13 protein-coding genes and 1 pseudogene are annotated in these 18720 nt (G+C 61.8%); 5 read left to right on the forward strand and 9 right to left on the reverse strand.

The window, feature by feature from the left end:
• Positions 1-239: 239 nt before the first annotated feature.
• Positions 240-1358, reverse strand: a complete 1119-nt coding sequence (locus GIB19_RS24290) for a glycosyltransferase 61 family protein (RefSeq protein ID WP_085273385.1) — start codon at positions 1356-1358, stop codon at positions 240-242.
• 43 nt (positions 1359-1401) lie between these two features.
• The gene (locus tag GIB19_RS24295) at positions 1402-2556 is read right to left on the reverse strand and encodes a hypothetical protein (RefSeq protein WP_274888325.1); all 1155 of its coding nucleotides are present in this window, start codon (positions 2554-2556) and stop codon (positions 1402-1404) included.
• 427 nt (positions 2557-2983) lie between these two features.
• On the opposite strand from GIB19_RS24295, the gene GIB19_RS24300 reads away from it, so the two are divergent.
• Positions 2984-6715, forward strand: coding sequence for a dermonecrotic toxin domain-containing protein (locus GIB19_RS24300; protein WP_274888326.1), 3732 nt, complete (start codon positions 2984-2986; stop codon positions 6713-6715).
• A 21-nt stretch (positions 6716-6736) separates the two neighbouring features.
• On the opposite strand, the gene GIB19_RS24305 is transcribed toward GIB19_RS24300, so the two are convergent.
• On the reverse strand, positions 6737-8215 hold the full coding sequence (locus GIB19_RS24305) for a putative bifunctional diguanylate cyclase/phosphodiesterase (protein ID WP_274888328.1): 1479 nt from the start codon (positions 8213-8215) through the stop codon (positions 6737-6739).
• A gap of 150 nt (positions 8216-8365) precedes the next feature.
• On the opposite strand from GIB19_RS24305, the gene GIB19_RS24310 reads away from it, so the two are divergent.
• Positions 8366-9985: an NADP-dependent glyceraldehyde-3-phosphate dehydrogenase gene (locus GIB19_RS24310; protein WP_099429456.1), complete on the forward strand. Its 1620-nt coding sequence runs from the start codon at positions 8366-8368 to the stop codon at positions 9983-9985.
• Positions 9986-10094: 109 nt separating this feature from the next.
• A complete protein-coding gene (locus GIB19_RS24315) occupies positions 10095-10562 on the forward strand; it encodes a VOC family protein (RefSeq protein ID WP_099429457.1) in 468 nt (155 codons plus the stop codon).
• Between the two features lie 155 nt (positions 10563-10717).
• Here the strand turns inward: GIB19_RS24315 and GIB19_RS24320 are convergent, their stop codons facing one another.
• Complete coding sequence (locus GIB19_RS24320) at positions 10718-11089, reverse strand: hypothetical protein (RefSeq protein ID WP_225876743.1); 372 nt, start codon at positions 11087-11089, stop codon at positions 10718-10720.
• 33 nt (positions 11090-11122) lie between these two features.
• Positions 11123-11380, reverse strand: a pseudogene (locus GIB19_RS24325) (RHS repeat-associated core domain-containing protein); the annotation flags it as partial.
• Between the two features lie 298 nt (positions 11381-11678).
• Here GIB19_RS24325 and GIB19_RS24330 point away from each other — a divergent pair.
• Positions 11679-12860 (forward strand): hypothetical protein, encoded by a 1182-nt coding sequence (locus GIB19_RS24330; protein WP_027596755.1) that lies wholly within the window; start codon positions 11679-11681, stop codon positions 12858-12860.
• A 121-nt stretch (positions 12861-12981) separates the two neighbouring features.
• On the opposite strand, the gene ilvA is transcribed toward GIB19_RS24330, so the two are convergent.
• The 4 genes from ilvA to GIB19_RS24350 form a co-directional block, all read right to left on the reverse strand.
• Positions 12982-14544, reverse strand: coding sequence for a threonine ammonia-lyase, biosynthetic (gene ilvA / locus GIB19_RS24335; RefSeq protein ID WP_027596754.1), 1563 nt, complete (start codon positions 14542-14544; stop codon positions 12982-12984).
• A 181-nt stretch (positions 14545-14725) separates the two neighbouring features.
• Complete coding sequence (locus GIB19_RS24340; RefSeq protein ID WP_099429459.1) at positions 14726-15157, reverse strand: PACE efflux transporter; 432 nt, start codon at positions 15155-15157, stop codon at positions 14726-14728.
• Positions 15158-15356: 199 nt separating this feature from the next.
• On the reverse strand, positions 15357-16658 hold the full coding sequence (locus GIB19_RS24345; RefSeq protein WP_238211772.1) for an ATP-binding protein: 1302 nt from the start codon (positions 16656-16658) through the stop codon (positions 15357-15359).
• 6 nt (positions 16659-16664) lie between these two features.
• Positions 16665-17366 carry a response regulator transcription factor gene (locus GIB19_RS24350; RefSeq protein WP_027596751.1) on the reverse strand — a complete coding sequence of 234 codons (702 nt, stop codon included), beginning with the start codon at positions 17364-17366 and terminating at the stop codon, positions 16665-16667.
• 157 nt (positions 17367-17523) lie between these two features.
• Between GIB19_RS24350 and GIB19_RS24355 the strand changes: the two genes are divergently transcribed.
• Complete coding sequence (locus GIB19_RS24355) at positions 17524-18711, forward strand: efflux RND transporter periplasmic adaptor subunit (RefSeq protein ID WP_099429461.1); 1188 nt, start codon at positions 17524-17526, stop codon at positions 18709-18711.
• Positions 18712-18720 lie beyond the last annotated feature (9 nt).

The raw sequence follows: 18720 nt of genomic DNA on the forward strand, positions 1-18720 counted from the left end.
CTGCAGGCATTTCTCGGTACTGCTAAATAATGGTCAATTAAGTGTAAGGCGCTGATATAGCGAACTTTTCTGCGATAGAAGCCGCACAGGAGACCCCGGCGGCTGACGCTATCGTGATTGCTCATCAATCGAAGATGTGAAGGAGGCAAGCCCTTGCGTTTCATCGCTGAGAAACCAAATGCTAATGGTTGGCCTTCCGAACCGAAATCTGGCGCGTTTACCTGAGGCTTGGCCGGTAGCTACACCGGCATCAAATCCAGGGTGCGCTCCACCTCATCGATGTCGATCCTGAACCCGTCGCCTTCCGGCATGCCCACCACAAAGCCAAAGTGCTGCTGGTCGCGGTCTGTCAGGTATTTGTAATAACTGACAAAACGGTTCGGTGGCTGCAACGTCAATACTGAGCCACCGGCCTGCAGCACGTTCACGCCATGAACCAGCTGGCTACCTTCGACCCCGGCCACCACCCTGGCACCGGCGCACGCCGCGATAATGCTCGGCACGTCGGTTTTCAGCGGGTCGACAATGCGAAAGCCCCAGTGCGTGCGCAAGTGCTCTGCTACGGCCATTTCATTGCGCAGGAAGCGCAAGTCGCCGTCGCCACCACGCAATATGAACACACCGGGGTGTGGTTCGTGGGGCACATGCGACAGCAGCTTTTCGCCCATGGCTCGGTAGCGCAAGTGGCGGCTTTGGTTGTTGCTCTGGTCGTCGAACAGCACCAGCTCACGGAAAAACGCACTGCGCAAACGAAGGGGCTTCATGCCCAGCCAGTCTTCATAAGCCGGCGCCTGGGTAAACAGTGGGTAGCGCGCAGAGGGCGCAGTGGTCACCGGTACGCCCTCGTTGCAGGCCAGGGCATAGGTGACGCAGTCTTCCATCAACCAGGTGCCAAACCAGGAGTTGCCATTTTGCGTGCAGTAGATGGCCGCGCGCTCGATCTCGTGCTCCACCACAACCCGCGGGAAGGTGCTCGGTTTCAAGGATAACCAGTGGCTGGCCTTGCCTTTGTAGAGCGCGCCATCGACCAACCATACGTCCTTGATCAGGTACCCACGTGTAGGGCCCTGCGCCACGCTGAGCCCACCCTCCATCGTGCGGGCGGGATGCACGTAGGGGTAGAAGCGCTTTGCCTCCCACCCCGTCACCCGCTCCAGCTGATTGGGCAAATAGAAGGCGGGCGGGGAAACCGTTGTTTCACCAGGCGCGATATCCCAGCTTTTTGACGCGATGCTTTTCAGGTCGATGGCAGAATTACGTGCGAGCCGCTTGCGCGCCATGTATTTGTACGCGGCAAGGGTCCACTTATGCCGTTTACCGGCAGACGGTGCGCTGAATTTGGAGATATCGCTGCCCATGAAGTGCTCCCCGGGGTGGCGTGGTCACAAGCCTTTGAACGACTCAGTTGGATGTGATCCTTTCCATCGTCGGCGGCGACTGTAAATTGGCGTAACGCGTGCGCAAGGACTCGATAAACGACTCGCCCGAACGTTGGTCACCATAGAGGTAGATCTTGTGCAGGCCGCCAAAGACCATCTCGTGGTACCGGCTGGCGACCTCTTCATCGCTCGGCCCGTCCGGCAAGCCCAGGTGCAGTGTCAATTTGTCGCCTTCAACCGCGAACATTGGCGTTTCCCATAGAAATTTCGCCGTCCCGGTCTTGGGTAGCCGCACGAACAGGTAGGCGTGGTTGCCCAACGAATCAATGTCGCCACCGCGCCTTCTTTTCCACTTCAGCAAACCGTCATCCGGCCGCGCCAGGCACAGGCCAATGTCGTAATAATCGAAGCCATGTTGCAACGCCCACTCCAGCGCCATGAAGGTGGTGATGGAGTTCACCTCACGCAGTTTTTTCGCATCTGAAAACACCGCTTCGCTATAACCAAAACGCAGGGTGCTCCAGTAGCGCTTGCCACCGCGCGTGACTTCACAACCCAGGTGGCAACCGATCACTTCGTCGCCCAAGGTGATGAGGTCCAGGCGCCCAACGCTCTTGGCAATGCGGAACACATCGTCCGTGGGAAACTGCGCAGCATGAATACCCTGCCTGGCCGTGGCATAGGGGCGCAGTAACTGGCTGTCAGCCATTGCGATTTCTTCATCCGACAGCGTCTGCCTCATCTGATAAAGCGGCCGGTTCTTGCGAATGCTACGGCGCAACTCGCTGTCGTAGCGGGCGGTAATGTCATCCAGCGTTCGCCCCAGTGGTACCACGGCACTCAGGTAGTGCGGCACGGACAACGCCCCTGTGGTGGGCATTTCACTTACCACCACCACATGGTTCGACGCGTCTGGCTCTGCACTGCTGCCGGCAACCGGAGCATTGCCCGGAGCCTTGCCACCAATCAGCAGCTTGGCCATCTCGCGCTGCTGCTTGCGCCCGATGTAGAGGATTTCGTAGGGGCTTTCCTGCTGCAGCCTGAACCTGGCGACCTCCCACCGCCAGACACAGGCTCGGCCAAGCACTTCGCGGACTTGGCTGGCAAGCAGCCTGATCTCGTAGCGCGTCGAAGGAGAGATGAGTTTTCGTGCCACCGCTGCCAAGTGCTGTTTCATTCTTCTTCGACGTCCTTTGATGTTGTCTATGGGCAGATCAGAACAAGATCATAATTAGCTGTAATAAACACACCCAACGCACTGATATACAAAAGATTACTATCGAAACTTCACTCTCACATTCAGTAACAATTTAAGATGCCAGGCAACGGTTTGGCAAGCGGCACTTTGACAGCATGCCAATCTATTTTATGACGTCAAAAAACGCTTTTATTTTGATGATCGTGTGACGCTAACACATGACGCCTGTTGAGTTGCAGGCAATACCGGGTTACCACCTGGTTATTAACCAATACCGTTTGATGCTCTCTCCTCATAAAGGAGCATCGACATGCCAACCCTTTCAACGCTCGAACCGCATCAAACGCTATTGGAAACACAATTGCCCACCTGGGCACACTCAATAGCCCCGCCTCAATGGCACAGTTTGAGGCAAAGCCAACTACCGGCCTATTACACGCAGGCCTGGTTTGCCAACGCCGCCCCCGATCTTCGCCAGGCCGTGCACCGTAGCCAGTCGCGCCTGCTGCGCTCGCAAAGCACCTTGGCCCGGGCCCTTGAGGGGCTTGAGCAAATCACTGCGTTCGCTGAGCCCCGGCTGACGGCACGCCTTGCCGAACACGGGTGCAGCGCCCCGCTTCGTGGCACCGAACTGCTTCGGGTAGAAAGCACCTGGCATTGGGCAGGCATGCGTTACCTGAACAGTCATCGTCGTGACACGCTGCTGCAGGCCGCGCTGCAGAACTTCACCGATGACGAACGCTTCAGCGCCCAGAGCGCCATTGCACCAAGCCACACGATCCAGGTCACACCCGTTCAGGTACGGGGCACCGCAGTACTGGGCCCGCAAACACCCCCAGCGCACTTCCCGCTGGTGTCGGAGCGCTACCAGGTGGAGCGGCTGCCGCTCACACCCGCTGGCTTCGCCGCACTGTGCCGTTCGCTCGATTTGGGGCAGCAATACCAGGCCCATCTGCAGCACCACTTCGCTAAGCCACACGTACGCGAACAGGCGATCGCCGTGTACAAGGATAGGCTGCGCCTGGCGGCCGACCTGGCTTACCTACGGCATGTGCTCACCGGCACCGCGCGCGACCAAGTCGACCTGTTTCTGCAGGGCAACGAGATGCCTTGCTGGCAACTGGCACTGTTCGGTATCACCTTGCATGAGGTGATGCTGATCGACACCGGCATCAGCGGGCTGCTGCTCTATTTGCCAGGCCACGACCAGGCCCTGCGTCAATGCGCCGACCTTGAGGCTGTACACGAGGCACTGGCGGCCCTGCTGCTGGAACCCACCGACCGGCAGGCGTTCATGGCGTACGTGGAGCAGGGTCAGCAGCAACACTTTCTTGACTTGCTGCACCAAAACCTTGACGCCTCAGGCGCTTCTGCCAACGACAAGGCATGGCAGCGGGCCCCTGAGGCGGACTTGCGCCCCACACGGCTGGCAATCACCGAGGAACCTTTTGCTTTTTATCAGGCGCTGCACCTTGACCGCCTCAAGCGCGAAGCTCGCCAGCTGGCGGTGCCGACCGCCGAAGCCGACGCCACGGCGCGGGCAAACCGCCTGCAAGCGTGGGAAGACCTCGGCATGGACGCGCTCAACTTGGCCGGCTTCTTCATCCCCGCCGTGGGCACGCTGATGCTGGCGGTGACGGCGTGCCAACTGCTTGGCGAAGTGTACGAAGGCTATGAGGCCTGGCATCAGGGTGACCGCCACCTGGCATTGCGTCACCTGGAGGCGGTCGGCCTGAACCTGGCCCTGATCGGCGGGCTGGTGGTCGCTGGCCACGTGGTGCCGAAGTTGTTCAAAAGCCCGCTGCTGGAGAGCCTGCAGGAAGTTCGCAAGCCCGATGGCCGCTACCGGCTCTGGCAGGCAGACCTCACACCCTATCGCAGCCCCCTGGACTTGCCACAGAGCGTGCACGCCAATGCTCAAGGCCAGTACCTGCACGATGGCCGGTATTTCATTCGCATGGATGGCCACCTCTACGAACAGCGCCTGGACACGCAGACACAACAGTGGCGGCTTGTGCACCCACACGCGCAGGACGCTTGGCAGCCGCCTCTGGAGCACAATCAACAGGGTGCCTGGCGCGCCAGCCATGAACAGCCATCACAGTGGTCCTTCGCAATACTGGCTCGCCGCTTGGGGGAAAACTACGCAGCGTTCACACCCGAACAACTTGAGCTGGCTGGCCGCATGTGTGGGACCGACGCCGCGTACCTGCGCCGCGTGCACCTCGAAGGGCAGCCGCCACCGGCTTTGCTGCTCGACACCCTGCAACGTATGGCCGCGCAAGCGAAGGTGGTTGCGCTGGGCAACGACGCGCCGGGCAACCTGTTCGAACGGTTGTATAACGGCGATGCGCCCATCGAACCGGCAACACGCAGATTGCTGGAAGCCTACCCTCGCCTGTCGGCCGTACTCGCCAGGCGTCTACTGGCGCCCCTAAGCGCCGCGCAATCCCTCGCCTGGGAAAACGACGCGGTGTTACCGGCCTGGCTGCGTCAGCAGGTTGAACACACGCACAGCGAACTGCCTCTGGTACGTGCCGTGGAAGGCGTGCTCGTTCCCGCTCGGGCCGGTGCCGATAGCGAACGTTTGCTGTTCAGTGCCCTCGATGGCTTGCCCGACTGGCCGCGCGATGTGCGCCTGGAGCTGCGTGCGGGTAGCCCCGAAGGCCCTCTGCTTGAACATATCGGCAGCAGCTCAGCAGGCCGTGTCTGCCGGGTGATCAAAAGCGCAGAAGGCTATGAGGCGGACCTGGGGCAGCGCCCTGCCCCCACCACGCGGGACATGGACCTGTGCCGCGCTGTGGAGCAGGCACTGCCGCACATCCAGCGCGACGCGCTGGCGATTGTCCAGGCCGATGGGCGTACGTTACGCCAGCGCGTCCTGGCTTGGGTCAACGACAACCGAGATGACCTTGCACAACGGCTGTGGGGGCCACGCGCCAGGCGTCGCGCCCGCCCAGTCCAGCTGCGTGGAGGTCGCCCACTCGCCCCACAAGCCCCGCACCCGCGCCACACAGGTTCACTGGCCGGCGCCTATCGCCGCCTGTACCCCGATGCCACTGATTCGGAAATCGAAGATGTACTCGGAAGCGACCCTGAAGACAATGACCTTCGCTCACCGACACAAAGGCTGCGCGACCTGCAACAACGCCTGGATACCTTGCGCCGCAACCTGCAGGAATGGGCCCGCCCCGACCCTCAACGCCCGCACCAACGCCAGCGGGCGATCCGCCCAATCATCAACGCCTGGCGGCGCCTCTCGAGCGTGCCACTCGCAGGCGGTGGCCGGATCGCCAGCCTCGACCTCTCCGGCCTCGAACTGGAAAACCAGGACCTGGCCAGCCTGGCCCTGCCGGACGACTTCACCCATGTGGAGCACATATCGCTGCACAGCAACCCTTCACTCAGCCAGCTCCCTGCAGAGTTCCTGGAGCGCTTTCCCAAATTGAAACGCTTGTTACTGTCCAATTGCCGGTTCGACGCCCTGCCGTATGTGGCCAACCCCGATCGATTGACCTGGCTTGATCTGGACAACAACCGCATCACCTGGGACAACCGCAACCAGGTAGCGCTGAACCAGTGCGCCGGGCTTATCGTGTTGGACCTGTCGGGCAACCCGCTGCTGGAGGCGCCAGACCTGCACGGGCTTGACCACCTGAAAACCCTGTTCCTGTCCGAGTGTGGGCTGGTCGAACTGCCCTTAGGCCTGGACGTCGTTGCCGAGCCTCTCGTCCTGGACCTGTCTGGCAACCAGTTCCAGCGGCTGCGGGTGGATTTCAACCTCCCCGGCCCGTCCGCCGAAGCCCTGTGCCTGGAAAGTGAGTGGCTGAGCGAAGGCATGCTCGCCCAGGTCGATGCTTACAATGTCGCCCATGAAGTCGATTTGCTGGTGTGCGAGGGGGACTATGCAGAGTTTTTCGAGGGAACGGGCCCGGAACAGGCTGCGCTGTGGCAGCGTTTGCCACTTCAGTACCGCCGCGACCTCAGGCCGCTGCTTGAAAACGATTTCTTCATAGCCCGCCCGCAACAAGCCCGCGCGGAGTTCTGGCGGCGTCTGGCAGCCATCGATGCTGACCCCGTGCTACGCCAGGAGTGGTTGATGCACCCGCCGCACAATCTGTTCCGCCTACCCCTGTAGAGAGCGGCGAAAAAGCGTCTGTTACCCAGGTGACAGGCGCTGCCTACGCGGGTTACGCGCTATCCAGCCTTGCAACTCGGCGGCCGGCATCGGCCGCCCCATCAGGTAGCCCTGCCCCTGATCGCAGCCGGCATTGCGCAGAAAATCGTACTGCTCCTGAGTTTCGATGCCTTCGGCAGTTATGCGATAACCCAAGGCATGCCCCAGGTCGATGATGGCACGGGCAATGGCCACCGCATCATCGTCTGCGGGCAGGTCCTTGATGAACGCGCGGTCGATCTTCAGGTGGTCGATAGGCAGCGCACGCAGGTAGGCCAGCGACGAATAACCGGTGCCGAAGTCATCCACCGCAGTGGCCACGCCCATGGCCTGCAGTTGCGCGAGTACCGCGCAGGCCTGCTGCTGGCTTTCCATCAACAGGCTTTCAGTAATCTCCACCTCCAGCAGATTGGCGGCCAGGCCATGACGCTCCAGGGCCATCGCCAGGCTCGATACATAGTCGCTGCGCTCGATCTGCAATGCCGCGACATTGATCGCCAACGGCCCGGGCAGGCAGTCATCCCGACGCCAGGTTGCCAGCTGCGCACAGGCCAGCTCCAGCACGCGCTCGCCCAAGGGAATGATCAACCCGGTACGCTCTGCCAAGGGGATGAACTCGGCCGGTGACACCAGGCCTGCTTGCGGGTCGCGCCAGCGCAGCAGCGCCTCGACACCTTCCAGCTTGCCGCTGAAAAGGTCCACCTTGGGCTGGTACCAAAGTTCGAATTCATCATTGTTGAGCGCACGCCGCAGGTTGCGCTCCAATTCCAGGCGTTGCTGCAAGCGCGCAGTCATGTCCGGGTGATACGCCCGCCAGGTGTTGCGCCCGCTTTCCTTGGCGGCGTACATGGCGGTATCGGCGTGGCGCAGCAGGTTGTCGACATCCTCGCCATGCTGCGGGCACCAGGCCAGGCCAATGCTGCCGGTAACCAATGCAGCGTTACCTTTGAGGTCGAACGGCCGCTGCAGGCACCGCAGCACATGGCGCAACTGGTGGGTTACCTGGCCCTGTGTGCCCTGGAGCATGAACACGAACTCGTCACCGCCCAGGCGGCAGACGCGGTCGTGCAGGTCCAGCTCCTGCAGGAAGCGCGCGGTCGCTTGCTGCAGCAGCAGGTCGCCCATCGCGTGGCCAAGGCTGTCATTGACCTGTTTGAACCCGTCGATATCGAGCATCAGCACGGCCAGGCCATGCCCCTTGTCGATGGCCTCGGCCAGTTGCCGCTGGAACAGCACCCGGTTAGGCAACCCGGTAATGGTGTCGTAGTGCGCCAGGCGTTCGAACTGTGCCTGTGACCGGCGCAGTTCGTGGTTATGCAGCTGCAGCTGGCGCTGCTTGCCGTTGAGCCGCACGACACAGAGGCCGAGCAGGCCGATGGCGGCCAACGCCAACCAGAACAAGGGCGAAGCCAGCAGTGCGGCCGTCTGTGTATCGTCGCTTGGGGGAATGAAAGTGATCATAGGCCTGCTGACGCACTGGGTTAGCTCTGTATCGGCGCAGTGCAGGCAATGTTGAGCCAGACTGGTGTTTTTCCTGTGACCGGTGCATGCTCGAAGCTGAAGCGTTTCACCTGGCACGAACTCCGCTCAGATATGTGAGGTGCAGTACCCATGGACCGTCTGCTCGATTCACTTTTCCCGACCGCCGAGAACATCCCCGACACCTGGCGCCTGGAAGCTCCCCTGGAACAACGCGACTATTTGGTGAACGGCCAGCTCAGGCGCTGGGACGGCCCTCTGGCCACGGTGCGCAGCCCGGTCTGGCTGAAGGAAGCCGACGGCGAGCGCCAGGTCATTCTCGGCAGTGCCCCGCTGCTTGACGCCGACACCGCCCTCACCGCGCTCGACGCTGCCGTGCAGGCCTACGACAAGGGCCGTGGCGCCTGGCCGACGATGCGCGTTGCCGAACGCATACAGCACGTCGAAAGCTTCCTGGCGCGCATGCGCGAGCAGCGCCAGGCCGTGGTCAAGTTGCTGATGTGGGAGATCGGCAAGAACCTCAAGGACTCGGAAAAAGAGTTCGACCGCACCTGCGACTACATCGTCGACACCATCAATGCGCTCAAAGACCTCGACCGCCGCTCCAGCCGCTTCGAGCTCGAACAGGGCACCCTCGGCCAGATCCGCCGTGCACCGCTGGGCGTGGCATTGTGCATGGGGCCCTACAACTATCCCCTGAACGAAACGTTCACCACGTTGATCCCGGCGCTGATCATGGGCAACACCGTGGTGTTCAAACCGGCCAAGTTTGGCGTATTGCTGATCCGCCCGTTGCTCGAAGCCTTCCGCGACAGCTTCCCACCGGGGGTGATCAACGTCATTTATGGCCGCGGCCGCGAAACCGTCAGCGCGCTGATGGCCAGCGGCCTGGTCGATGTGTTCGCCTTCATCGGCACCCACAAGGCCGCCAGCGACCTGAAAAAACTGCACCCGCGCCCACACCGCCTGCGCGCGGCCTTGGGCCTGGACGCCAAGAACCCCGGCATCGTGCTGCCCCAGGTCGACCTGGATAACGCGGTCGAAGAGGCCGTGACAGGTGCCCTGTCATTCAACGGCCAGCGCTGTACGGCGCTGAAGGTACTGTTCGTCCATGAAGATGTGATCGACGCCTTCCTGGAAAAATTCCAGCGCAAACTCGCCGCGCTCAAACCTGGCATGCCATGGGAACCCGGTGTGGCGCTGACACCACTGCCGGAACCGGGCAAGGTCGACTACCTCGATGGCCTGGTGGCCGATGCCACAGCCAAGGGGGCACGGGTCATCAACGAAGGCGGTGGGCAAAGCCGCGGGTCGTTCTTCTACCCCGCCCTGCTGTACCCGGTGAGCCATGACATGCGCGTGTACCACGAGGAGCAGTTCGGCCCAGTGGTGCCGGTGGTGCCCTATCGCGACCTGGAAACCGTCATTGACTACGTGCTCGACTCCGACTACGGCCAGCAACTGAGCCTGTTCGGCAACGACCCGGCGACCATCGGCAGCCTGGTGGACACCTTTGCCAACCAGGTCGGCCGCATCAATATCAACGCCCAGTGCCAACGCGGGCCAGACACCTACCCGTTCAACGGCCGCAAGAACAGTGCCGAAGGTACCTTGTCGGTGCATGACGCCCTGCGCGTGTTCTCGATCCGCACGTTGGTGGCGACCAAGTTCCAGGAGGCCAACAAGACGCTGATCAGCGAGATCATCCGCAATCGCCAATCGAGCTTCCTGACCACCGATTACATCTTCTGACGGCCGCCGTTATAGAAAATCGGTCTAGCGCCGCTGTCGATTTTCCATCTGTGCAAACGACTCTAAGCAAAAGGGCGCCAACCGGCGCCCGTTTCAAAGGAGAGCGAACATGGCAGCCAAACCCATCCCCGAAGGCCAGCACAGCATCACGCCCTACTTGGGCATCAACGACGCCGCCAAGGCCATCGAGTTCTACAAGAAAGCCTTTGGCGCGGTCGAGATGTTCCGCCTCGACGCACCGGGCGGTCGCGTGGGGCATGCTGAATTGAAAATCGGCGATTCGTCGCTGATGCTCGGCGACCCCTGCGACATGGAAGGTGGCCTTACCGCCAGCCAGAAACTCGCGGGCGCGGCTGTAGGCCTGCACCTGTATGTCGAAGACTGCGACAAGGTCTATGCCCAGGCCCTGGCCTGCGGCGCCACCCAGCTGCGCGAAGTGACGGACCAGTTCTATGGCGACCGCAGCGGCACCCTCAAGGACCCGTTCGGCAATATCTGGTTCGTCTCGACCCACAAGGAGGACCTCAGCCCTGACGAGATTCGCGCCCGCGCCGCGCAGATGTTCAGTGGTAACTGAGCGGCGCGTTTTGTACCCGCTCTGATTGGGCGCGCCTCTGTCTTGTGATGCGCCTGCGGGAAACATCCGGCGGAGGGCCTTTTGCCCTCACCGGATACAGGCGAACAGCTAAACACTTCTACTTTCAGTACCCTTCTGATCGGCCAACCACATCGTTAACCGAGTACATCACGGACAGCCCTCATCGATTGCCCAAGCTGTTCGGCAACAGGCGCTGCAGCAGCCATAGTGTCGCGTATGCGACCGAGGTCCTCCCTTATCGTTGGTACGACGTTCTCATTATATTTAGCTAAAGCACCGCTAACGACTGCTACAGCTCGCAAGGTAGTTTGCGTCAGAGGATTAACATCTGCTATTTCCGCCGCCGCTGCGGCCGCAATAGATAGAGCACCGTAGCTCACAGCGGAGGGGTTGATACCACTAGTAATAGCCCTATAACCTAAAGCGCCAGCTACCCAGGCTGTAAAGCGATGAAATTGCATCAGTATTCCCACAATGGAGTGTCCCGACGGATCAACGTTGTTCATTGGGTCTCCCTCGCAGTATGCATAGGCGTTTCTCCCCCCTTTGCCAAAAGGGCTGAGCCCGTCGGGGCTTGTAAACCGCATAATCCGAGGGTTGTAGTTTCGGTAGCCGTTTCCCAGGGGATAACTTTCCGTCACGGGGTCCAAGCGTTCACCGTTGTAAGCCAGTAAAAGATCTACAGATGGCCAAAGCCCTCCATAAAGTGTGTAGCAAAATGGGCCATCTGACTGGATACCGCGGGTCATGAGGATGGATAAGTGCTGATCTAATGCAAACATTGCTGTTCTTTTCATTTGGCCATGCGCCTATCATAACGTTCGTTTATCGTCCAATCGGAGCATCGCAAACGTCTCTGATTAGTTCGTTTGCTTAGGCTGTATGCTGGAGCAGCACCTGCTCATCTTCAACTGGCAGAATTGACAGTACCCAATTCTGACTTTAGTCAAGCGACACTGGACTGCTATTGCGAGGAGCTCCGGCCAAAGGAACGTCCACCGCGACGCCAGCCAGACTAGCAAACATGACTTAACTGGTTGAAAGCGGCTCAACTTTGCTTGAAGCTTGAAGCTCGTAGCTTGGAGCTGCCCCTTAATGCGAATCATCGATAAGACCGCCGCGCAGGTCCGCAGCCTGACCCCCGCTGAAGAAGAGCTGCTGGTCGGTTTCAACACAGGCACGCTCGCTGGCCCTCGCCTGCTGCAGGCCAACCAGTTGCTGATGAAGGTGCGTAACGCCAACCAATGGCTTGCCTGCGACTGCCGCAAGGACGCGCTGCCGGTGCTGAACGTGACCCTCAACGGCAACACCGGCACGCTGTTCCTGAAAAACAACCCAGGCACTGCCGAGCATGCGCCTGGTTGCCCGTTCACCAAGGACGAGCGTGAAGCCGCAGAACGCGAAGACGACCCTGCCCCGCCTGCGGCCTGGCTGCCACCCGATACGCCATTGCGCCTGATCGGTGACTTTCGCCCGGCCCAGGACAACAGTGGCAGTGAGGGCACTGACCGGCGCGAACAACAACGGCTGTTGTCGCTGCTGCTGACCTGGATCGAGATCAGCGGCTTGAACCTCTACGCCACCCACCTGAAAAAAGACCTCACCGGGCAGTTTGCCGAGCTGCGCAGCGTTGCCAGCCGCTACCCGCTGCTGGAGCGGGTACCGGCCAGCAACTACCTGGAAACCCGGCTGGACATGAAGCACATGATGATGCTCAAGGCCCGCCTGCGCGAGGCGACGGTGTTCGGCAATCATCGTCGGCATGGCCTGATGCTGGACTGCGTCGACCAGATCAAAGGGCGCAAGCTGTTCAATAGCCGCAGCGAAGACGGGTTCGACTTCCAGGGCCACCACCTGTATTGGGGAGGCAGCCGTGCAGCCGGGCCGCTCTTGGCGTTGGCGCTGTATTCGCCTGCTAGTGCTGGCAGCCACTTTTACGAGCTGATCCATGTCGCCAGCGTGCCCGTGCTGTCACGCGCCCACCTGTTCCCGGTGTACCGCGACGAAGAGCGTGAGCCACTCAAGGCGTTGGTGTCGCTGATCGACTGGATGGCCAGCAAAGGCGTGAAGGTCCAGATGCGTCGACCGGTGATCGGCGGGCAGGTGATGGATGAGCTGGTGCTGACCTCGGATCAGGACCGGGTGCTTTCGGTGTCGCTACTGGAGCAGCCAATTGGCCCGGAGCCGGATGCCGAGAACTTCAAGCGCTATGCCGACTTCAAGAGCCTGGAAACCTTCCGCAAGTATGTGGCGGGCTTCTTTATGCGTGAGCGCTAAGCACCCCAGCGCTACGCGCAACCTGTAGGAGCAGCCTTGCGCTGCGGAGAGGCCAGTGGCAGCAGCGAAGATTAATGGTGTCTTCACCGGCCTCTTCGCAGCGCAAGGCTGCTCCTACAGGTCACCCCAGAAACAGCTTGTACGCTGGGTTTTCGGTCTCATCCCAATAACGGTAGCCCATCTCATCCAGCGTCTGCGGCAACGTCGCCAGCTCATCCCCTGGCACTTCCAGCGCAGCAAATACGCGCGCCTCCGCTGCACCATGATTACGGTAATGGAACAGGCTGATGTTCCAGCGTTTGCCCAACCGCTCCAGGAACCCCAACAGCGCCCCTGGCCGCTCCGGGAACTCGAAGCGCAGCACACGCTCATCCGCTCCCGGCGCCGCATGCCCGCCTACAGTGTGGCGTACATGCAGCTTGGCCAGTTCGTTGTCGGTCAGGTCGAGCACGCTGTAACCCTGCTCGGCGAGGTTGGTCAGCAGGTTTTCCCGAGGGTCGTGCAGCGGGTGTGTCTGCACCCCGACAAACAAACGCGCTTCTTTGCCCGGGTAATAGCGGTAGTTGAACTCGGTGATCTGGCGTTTGCCCAGTGCCTGGCAAAATGCGCGGAAACTGCCTGGCTGCTCAGGGATCGTCACGGCGATGATCGCCTCACGCTGTTCACCCAGCTCGGCCCGCTCCGCCACATGGCGCAGGCGGTCGAAATTGACATTGGCACCAGAGTCGATCGCCACCAAGGTCTGCCCCTGCACGCCTTCGCGGGCCACGTATTTCTTGATGCCGGCCACAGCCAGGGCACCGGAAGGTTCAGTGATCGAGCGGGTGTCGTCGTAGATGTCCTTGATTGCTGCGCACAGTTCGTCGCTGTTAACGGTGATCACTTCATCGACGAAGTGCCTGCACAGCTCAAAACAGTGAGCACCGACCTGCGCCACCGCCACGCCATCGGCAAAGGTGCCGACTTGCGGCAGGATCACCCGCTCGCCCGCGGCCAAGGCCGCCTGCAGGCAATTGGAGTCCTCCGGCTCGACGCCGATCACCTTGACCTCGGGCCGCAGGTATTTCACGTAGGCCGCAATGCCCGCCACCAACCCACCACCGCCCACTGGGACGAAGATCGCATCCAGTGCACCTGGGCGCTGACGCAGGATCTCCATGGCCACGGTGCCTTGACCGGCGATCACGTCTGGGTCATCGAACGGCGGTACGAAGGTGGCACCTTCGCTGTCGGCCAATTGCAGGGCGTGGGCCAGTGCATGGGGGAAGCTCTCACCGTGCAGCACCACATGGCCACCACGCGAGCGCACGCCCTCCACTTTCAACGAGGGCGTGGTGGTTGGCATGACGATGGTGGCTTTCAGCCCCAGGTGCGAAGCCGCCAGCGCCACGCCTTGGGCATGGTTGCCGGCGGACGCGGTGATCACCCCGCGTTCGCGCTGGGCGGGCGTCAGCCGTGACAGGCGGGTGTAGGCACCGCGGATCTTGAATGAGAAGGTGGGTTGCAGGTCTTCACGCTTGAGCAACACTTGGTTGCCCAGGCTGGCGGACAGTGCTGGCGCTGCCTGCAGCGGCGTTTCGATGGCCAGGTCGTACACCGGTGCGGCGAGAATACGCCGTACCTGCTCCGACAGCAGTTGCTGTGGCGTGACAGGGGTACGCAGGTTGGCGCTGAAGCTGGTCATCGATGACTCCTTGGCTATTTTCACGTTGCCCAGGAGTCAGAGAGTAAAAACCCGCCTCCAGGGCGGGTTAGGTGCACGTAAGCGCTAGCCCGCCAAACTGATAATGGCGGTAATAATAATGGCGTTCACGTGCGGGAAGGTATTCATGGGGTAGGAACTTATCCCGCCGCAGGGCAGCAAGTCAACACTTTGCCTGCTGCGCCGAAAGCGGCACATCGAACACCTTGTCGAACCCCCACTGGAAAACGAACGCATACACGAAGAAGAACACGAACAGGGCCAGGTTGGTCAAGAAGGCCGCCCACAGGCTGACATCGAGCCACCACGCCACCAGCGGCAACAAAATCACCACCAGCCCGCCTTCAAAGCCCAAGGCATGCAAGACCCGGCGCATGAAGGTGCGTGCGCGTTGCGGCTGATGCGCCTCCCAACGCTCGAAACCCCAGTTGAATGCCATGTTCCAGCTCATGGCGATCCCCGACATCAGGACGGACAACACCGCCGACTGAGCCATCCCGGCGCCAAACGCCAGTTCCAGCGCGGGTGCCACGCAGGCAACGGCGATGGCTTCGTAAAGAATGGCCTGGACGATCTTGCGGGCCTTGCCTTGCATGTTCAACTCCCTGAAATACGATCTGCCAAACGACAAGATTTGGCCCACAAGAGTACCAGTGCGATGCGCGCGGGCAAACCGGCACTGCGGCGCATGGGCGTGAGGCTAGCGGCAAGGATCGGTTCGTGCTGTGGACGAGTCGTTTCGCCGAAAGCAGCAGCTAGCAGGCTAGGCCCTTTCGCGGGCCGGCACAGCCAATCTACCCACCCGCCGGCAAACGAATCCTGAACTGCGCCCCACCCAGCGCCGATTGCGCCACCGTCAATGTCCCGCCCTGCCCTTCGATGGCCCGTCGACTGATTGCAAGCCCCAAGCCAAACCCGCCGGTATTGCGATCACGGCTACGGTCCAACCGGTAGAACGGTTGGAAAATCCGCTCACGCTCCTCGACCGGGATACCAATCCCGTCATCCTCGACCGTCAGCAGGCAGGCACCGTCATCCTCGAGCCGCAACCTCAGCAACAGGCTTTCGTCGCAATAACGCATCGCGTTGCGCACCAGGTTCTGTACGGCCCGCGCGGTCAACCGGGGGTCGAGCACAAAGCGTGGCAGTTCACGCTCGGCCCGCACTTCCCATTGGATGCCACGGCTGTCGAGCTCTTCGGCAAAACTGCCCAGCACGCTGTCTACCAGCTCCAGCAGCGATACCTCGACCCGCTCGCGCGCCTGGTCGGCGTTGTACAAACGGCTGTAGGACAACAGCTCCAGCACCAGCTCATCCAGTTCACGCACATGGCCGACCAGCTCCAACAGCCGCTTGCGGCTGGCAGCCGGCACTTCGTCGAACAGCAGCACCAGGCCGAAGTCCAGGCGGGTCAGTGGGGTGCGCAGTTCGTGGGACACGGCATTGAGCAGCTCGCGCTGCTGGTTGACGTGGCGTTCCAGGTCGCTGGCCATGGTGTCGAACACCCCGGCCAGCTCACCGATGTTCGAGTGCGGCGAGATGTGCGTACGTTCTGCCATCTGCCCCTGACCCAGGCGTCGAGCGGTTTCCTTGAGCCGCTCCAGGTCACGCCAGTGCGGCCACACCCACAGCAGCAGGCAGCCTAGCATGGCTGCACCGATCAACACCGTCACGCCCCAGGACAGCACGTTGATGTCCAGTGGATCAGGCGGCGCATGCAGGCGCACCAGCCAGTCCTTGTCGAGCGGTGCCAGCACCGTCTCGTAATAACCCCAGTCTGCGATGCGCACGGCGTACAAGCCATGTTCCAGCCGGGCCTGTTCATCCGCGCTGAGGTCGGCCTGGTCCATGCGCAGCAGCTTGACCTCAAGCGGTGCGAAGGCATTGGCCAGGTCTCGCTCCACCGCTGGCCACTGCTCTTGCGGGGCTTGGTGGAACTGGCGGACGATCAGCGACTGCACGCCTTTGGTCTGGTCCAGGTTGTACGCCATGAAGCGTTCATGGAACAGGCCGACGATGGAGTCAGGGATGAACAGCAGCGCACCAGCGTAGGCGACGATGATCAGCAGGTACAGGCGCACCAGGATCTTCAGCATGCTCGGTCAGCACTCCCACTCGACACGGCTGAACAGGTAGCCTTTGCCCCACACGGTCTTGATCTTGCGCGCCTCGCCAGCACTGTCGTCGAACTTGCGGCGCAGCTTGGAGATGGCGACGTCCACCGAACGGTCGGTGCCGTTGAACTCGATGCCGCGCAGTTGCTGCAGGATGCGGTCGCGGTTCAGCACTTCGCCCGCGTTGCGCGCCAGCACCACCAGCAAGTTGTACTCGCCGCTGGACAGCTCCACCTCTTCGCCGCGCCAGCTGACGGTGCGCTCGGCCAGGTCGATGCGCAGGCCGCCGATCTGGATCAAATCGCTGTCCAGGCGCGGCTCATTGACGCTGCTGCGGCGCAACAACGTGCGCACACGGGCCAGCAGCACACGGGGCTCGCAGGGCTTGGTCACGTAATCGTCCGCGCCCATTTCCAGGCCCAGCACTTGATCGTGGCTGTCGTCACGGGCGGTCAGCATAAGGATCGGCAGGCTCTGCGATTCCTGGCGCAGCAAGCGGCACAGTTGCAAGCCATCGATGCCGGGCAGCATCAGGTCGAGGATCACCAGGTCAGGCTTTTGCCGGCGAAACGCGTCCAGCACGTGGTCGCCGCGGGCGATCACCTGGACATGGAAATCATTGCGTTGCAGGTAGCTGGCGATCAGTTCGGACAAGGCACTGTCGTCTTCGACCAATAAAAGGTTTGGCATAAGCGCTTTGACACAAGAGGAAGTCCAGGCAGGATATAGAATCCTACGCCGAGGCAGGACGCTTCTTCACACTTTTTCACACTCGCCCTACAGGTATTAACAGCCACCAAGGGAACGCCTGCCGTAGCATACACCGCGTCATCATCGGAAGATCCGTATGCCTACTAGCCTCCCCCCTCGCCTGCGCCCCGTGGCGCTTCTGGCGTTTCTGAGCATATCCCTGGCCGGCTGTGGCGACAGCGCCGAGCAGGACGAAAAAGAGCCCACCCCGCAGGTGCGCGTCGAAACCCTGCAACTGCAGCCGCTGGCCATCAGTAGCGAACTCAGCGGCCGTATCCTGGCACCGCGGACTGCGGAAGTACGCGCACGTGTAGCTGGCGTGGTGCTCAAGCGGGTCTACCGCGAGGGCAGCGACGTCAAGCAAGGCGACGTGCTGTTTCTCATCGACCCGGCGCCGTTCAAGGCCGACCACGACAGCGCCCGCGCCACCCTGGCCAAGGCCCAGGCCAACTTGTATCAAGCGCGCCTGCAAGAGCAACGCTACCGCGAGCTGGTCGACGACAAGGCCGTGAGCCGCCAGGAATACGACAATGCCCGGGCCAGCTTCCTGCAGGCTGATGCCGAGGTCGCCGAGGCCAAGGCTGCCCTGGAGCGCGCCCGCCTGAACCTGGGTTATGCCACGGTGACCGCGCCCATTTCCGGGCGCATCGGCCGCGCGCTGGTAACCGAAGGTGCACTGGTCGGGCAGAACGAGACCACGCCCCTGGCCACCATCCAGCAACTGGACCCAATTCATGCCGACGTCACCCAGTCGACCCGCGAGCTCAACGCCCTGCGCCGTGCCCTGCGAGCCGGCGAGCTGCAACAGGTCGGCGACGGCCAGGCTCGCGCCACGCTGATTCAGGACGACGGCAGCGCCTACCCGCTGCCCGGCAAGCTGCTGTTCTCTGACATCAGCGTCGACCCGAGCACCAACCAGATCACCCTGCGCAGCGAGTTCCCCAACCCGGACCTCGACCTGCTGCCGGGCAGCTACGTGCGCGTGCGCCTGGAACAAGCGGTACAGCCCAAGGGCCTCAGCGTGCCGCAGCGCGCCATCCTGCGCGACAGCGCCGGTGTGCCGAAAGTACTGGTGGTCGACCCGCAGGCCCGCGTCAGCGATCGCCAGGTCGTGCTGGGCAGCGCCCAGGGCGACCGCTGGGTGGTCAGCGAAGGCCTGGCGCCCGGTGAACAAGTGGTTATCGAAGGCCTGCAACACGTCAAGGCCGGCGACCAGGTGCAGGTCGAAGCGAGCCAGGGCACAGCGCCGGGCGCGCCGCCGATCGCACAGCACAACCGCCAGTGAGGGGCTGAT

Origin of the sequence: Pseudomonas sp. ITEM 17296, assembly GCF_028895205.1 — a bacterium.
In the GTDB taxonomy this organism is placed as follows: domain Bacteria; phylum Pseudomonadota; class Gammaproteobacteria; order Pseudomonadales; family Pseudomonadaceae; genus Aquipseudomonas; species Aquipseudomonas kermanshahensis.

Bases quoted from the DNA above. Each gene is read 5' to 3' on its own strand.
- GIB19_RS24290 (WP_085273385.1), bottom strand. From the start codon at position 1,358: ATGGGCAGCGATATCTCCAAATTCAGCGCACCGTCTGCCGGTAAACGG.
- GIB19_RS24295 (WP_274888325.1), bottom strand. From the start codon at position 2,556: ATGAAACAGCACTTGGCAGCGGTGGCACGAAAACTCATCTCTCCTTCG.
- GIB19_RS24305 (WP_274888328.1), bottom strand. From the start codon at position 8,215: ATGATCACTTTCATTCCCCCAAGCGACGATACACAGACGGCCGCACTG.
- GIB19_RS24310 (WP_099429456.1), top strand. From the start codon at position 8,366: ATGGACCGTCTGCTCGATTCACTTTTCCCGACCGCCGAGAACATCCCC.
- GIB19_RS24315 (WP_099429457.1), top strand. From the start codon at position 10,095: ATGGCAGCCAAACCCATCCCCGAAGGCCAGCACAGCATCACGCCCTAC.
- GIB19_RS24320 (WP_225876743.1), bottom strand. From the start codon at position 11,089: ATGAACAACGTTGATCCGTCGGGACACTCCATTGTGGGAATACTGATG.
- GIB19_RS24330 (WP_027596755.1), top strand. From the start codon at position 11,679: ATGCGAATCATCGATAAGACCGCCGCGCAGGTCCGCAGCCTGACCCCC.
- ilvA (WP_027596754.1), bottom strand. From the start codon at position 14,544: ATGACCAGCTTCAGCGCCAACCTGCGTACCCCTGTCACGCCACAGCAA.
- GIB19_RS24340 (WP_099429459.1), bottom strand. From the start codon at position 15,157: ATGCAAGGCAAGGCCCGCAAGATCGTCCAGGCCATTCTTTACGAAGCC.
- GIB19_RS24345 (WP_238211772.1), bottom strand. From the start codon at position 16,658: ATGCTGAAGATCCTGGTGCGCCTGTACCTGCTGATCATCGTCGCCTAC.
- GIB19_RS24350 (WP_027596751.1), bottom strand. From the start codon at position 17,366: ATGCCAAACCTTTTATTGGTCGAAGACGACAGTGCCTTGTCCGAACTG.
- GIB19_RS24355 (WP_099429461.1), top strand. From the start codon at position 17,524: ATGCCTACTAGCCTCCCCCCTCGCCTGCGCCCCGTGGCGCTTCTGGCG.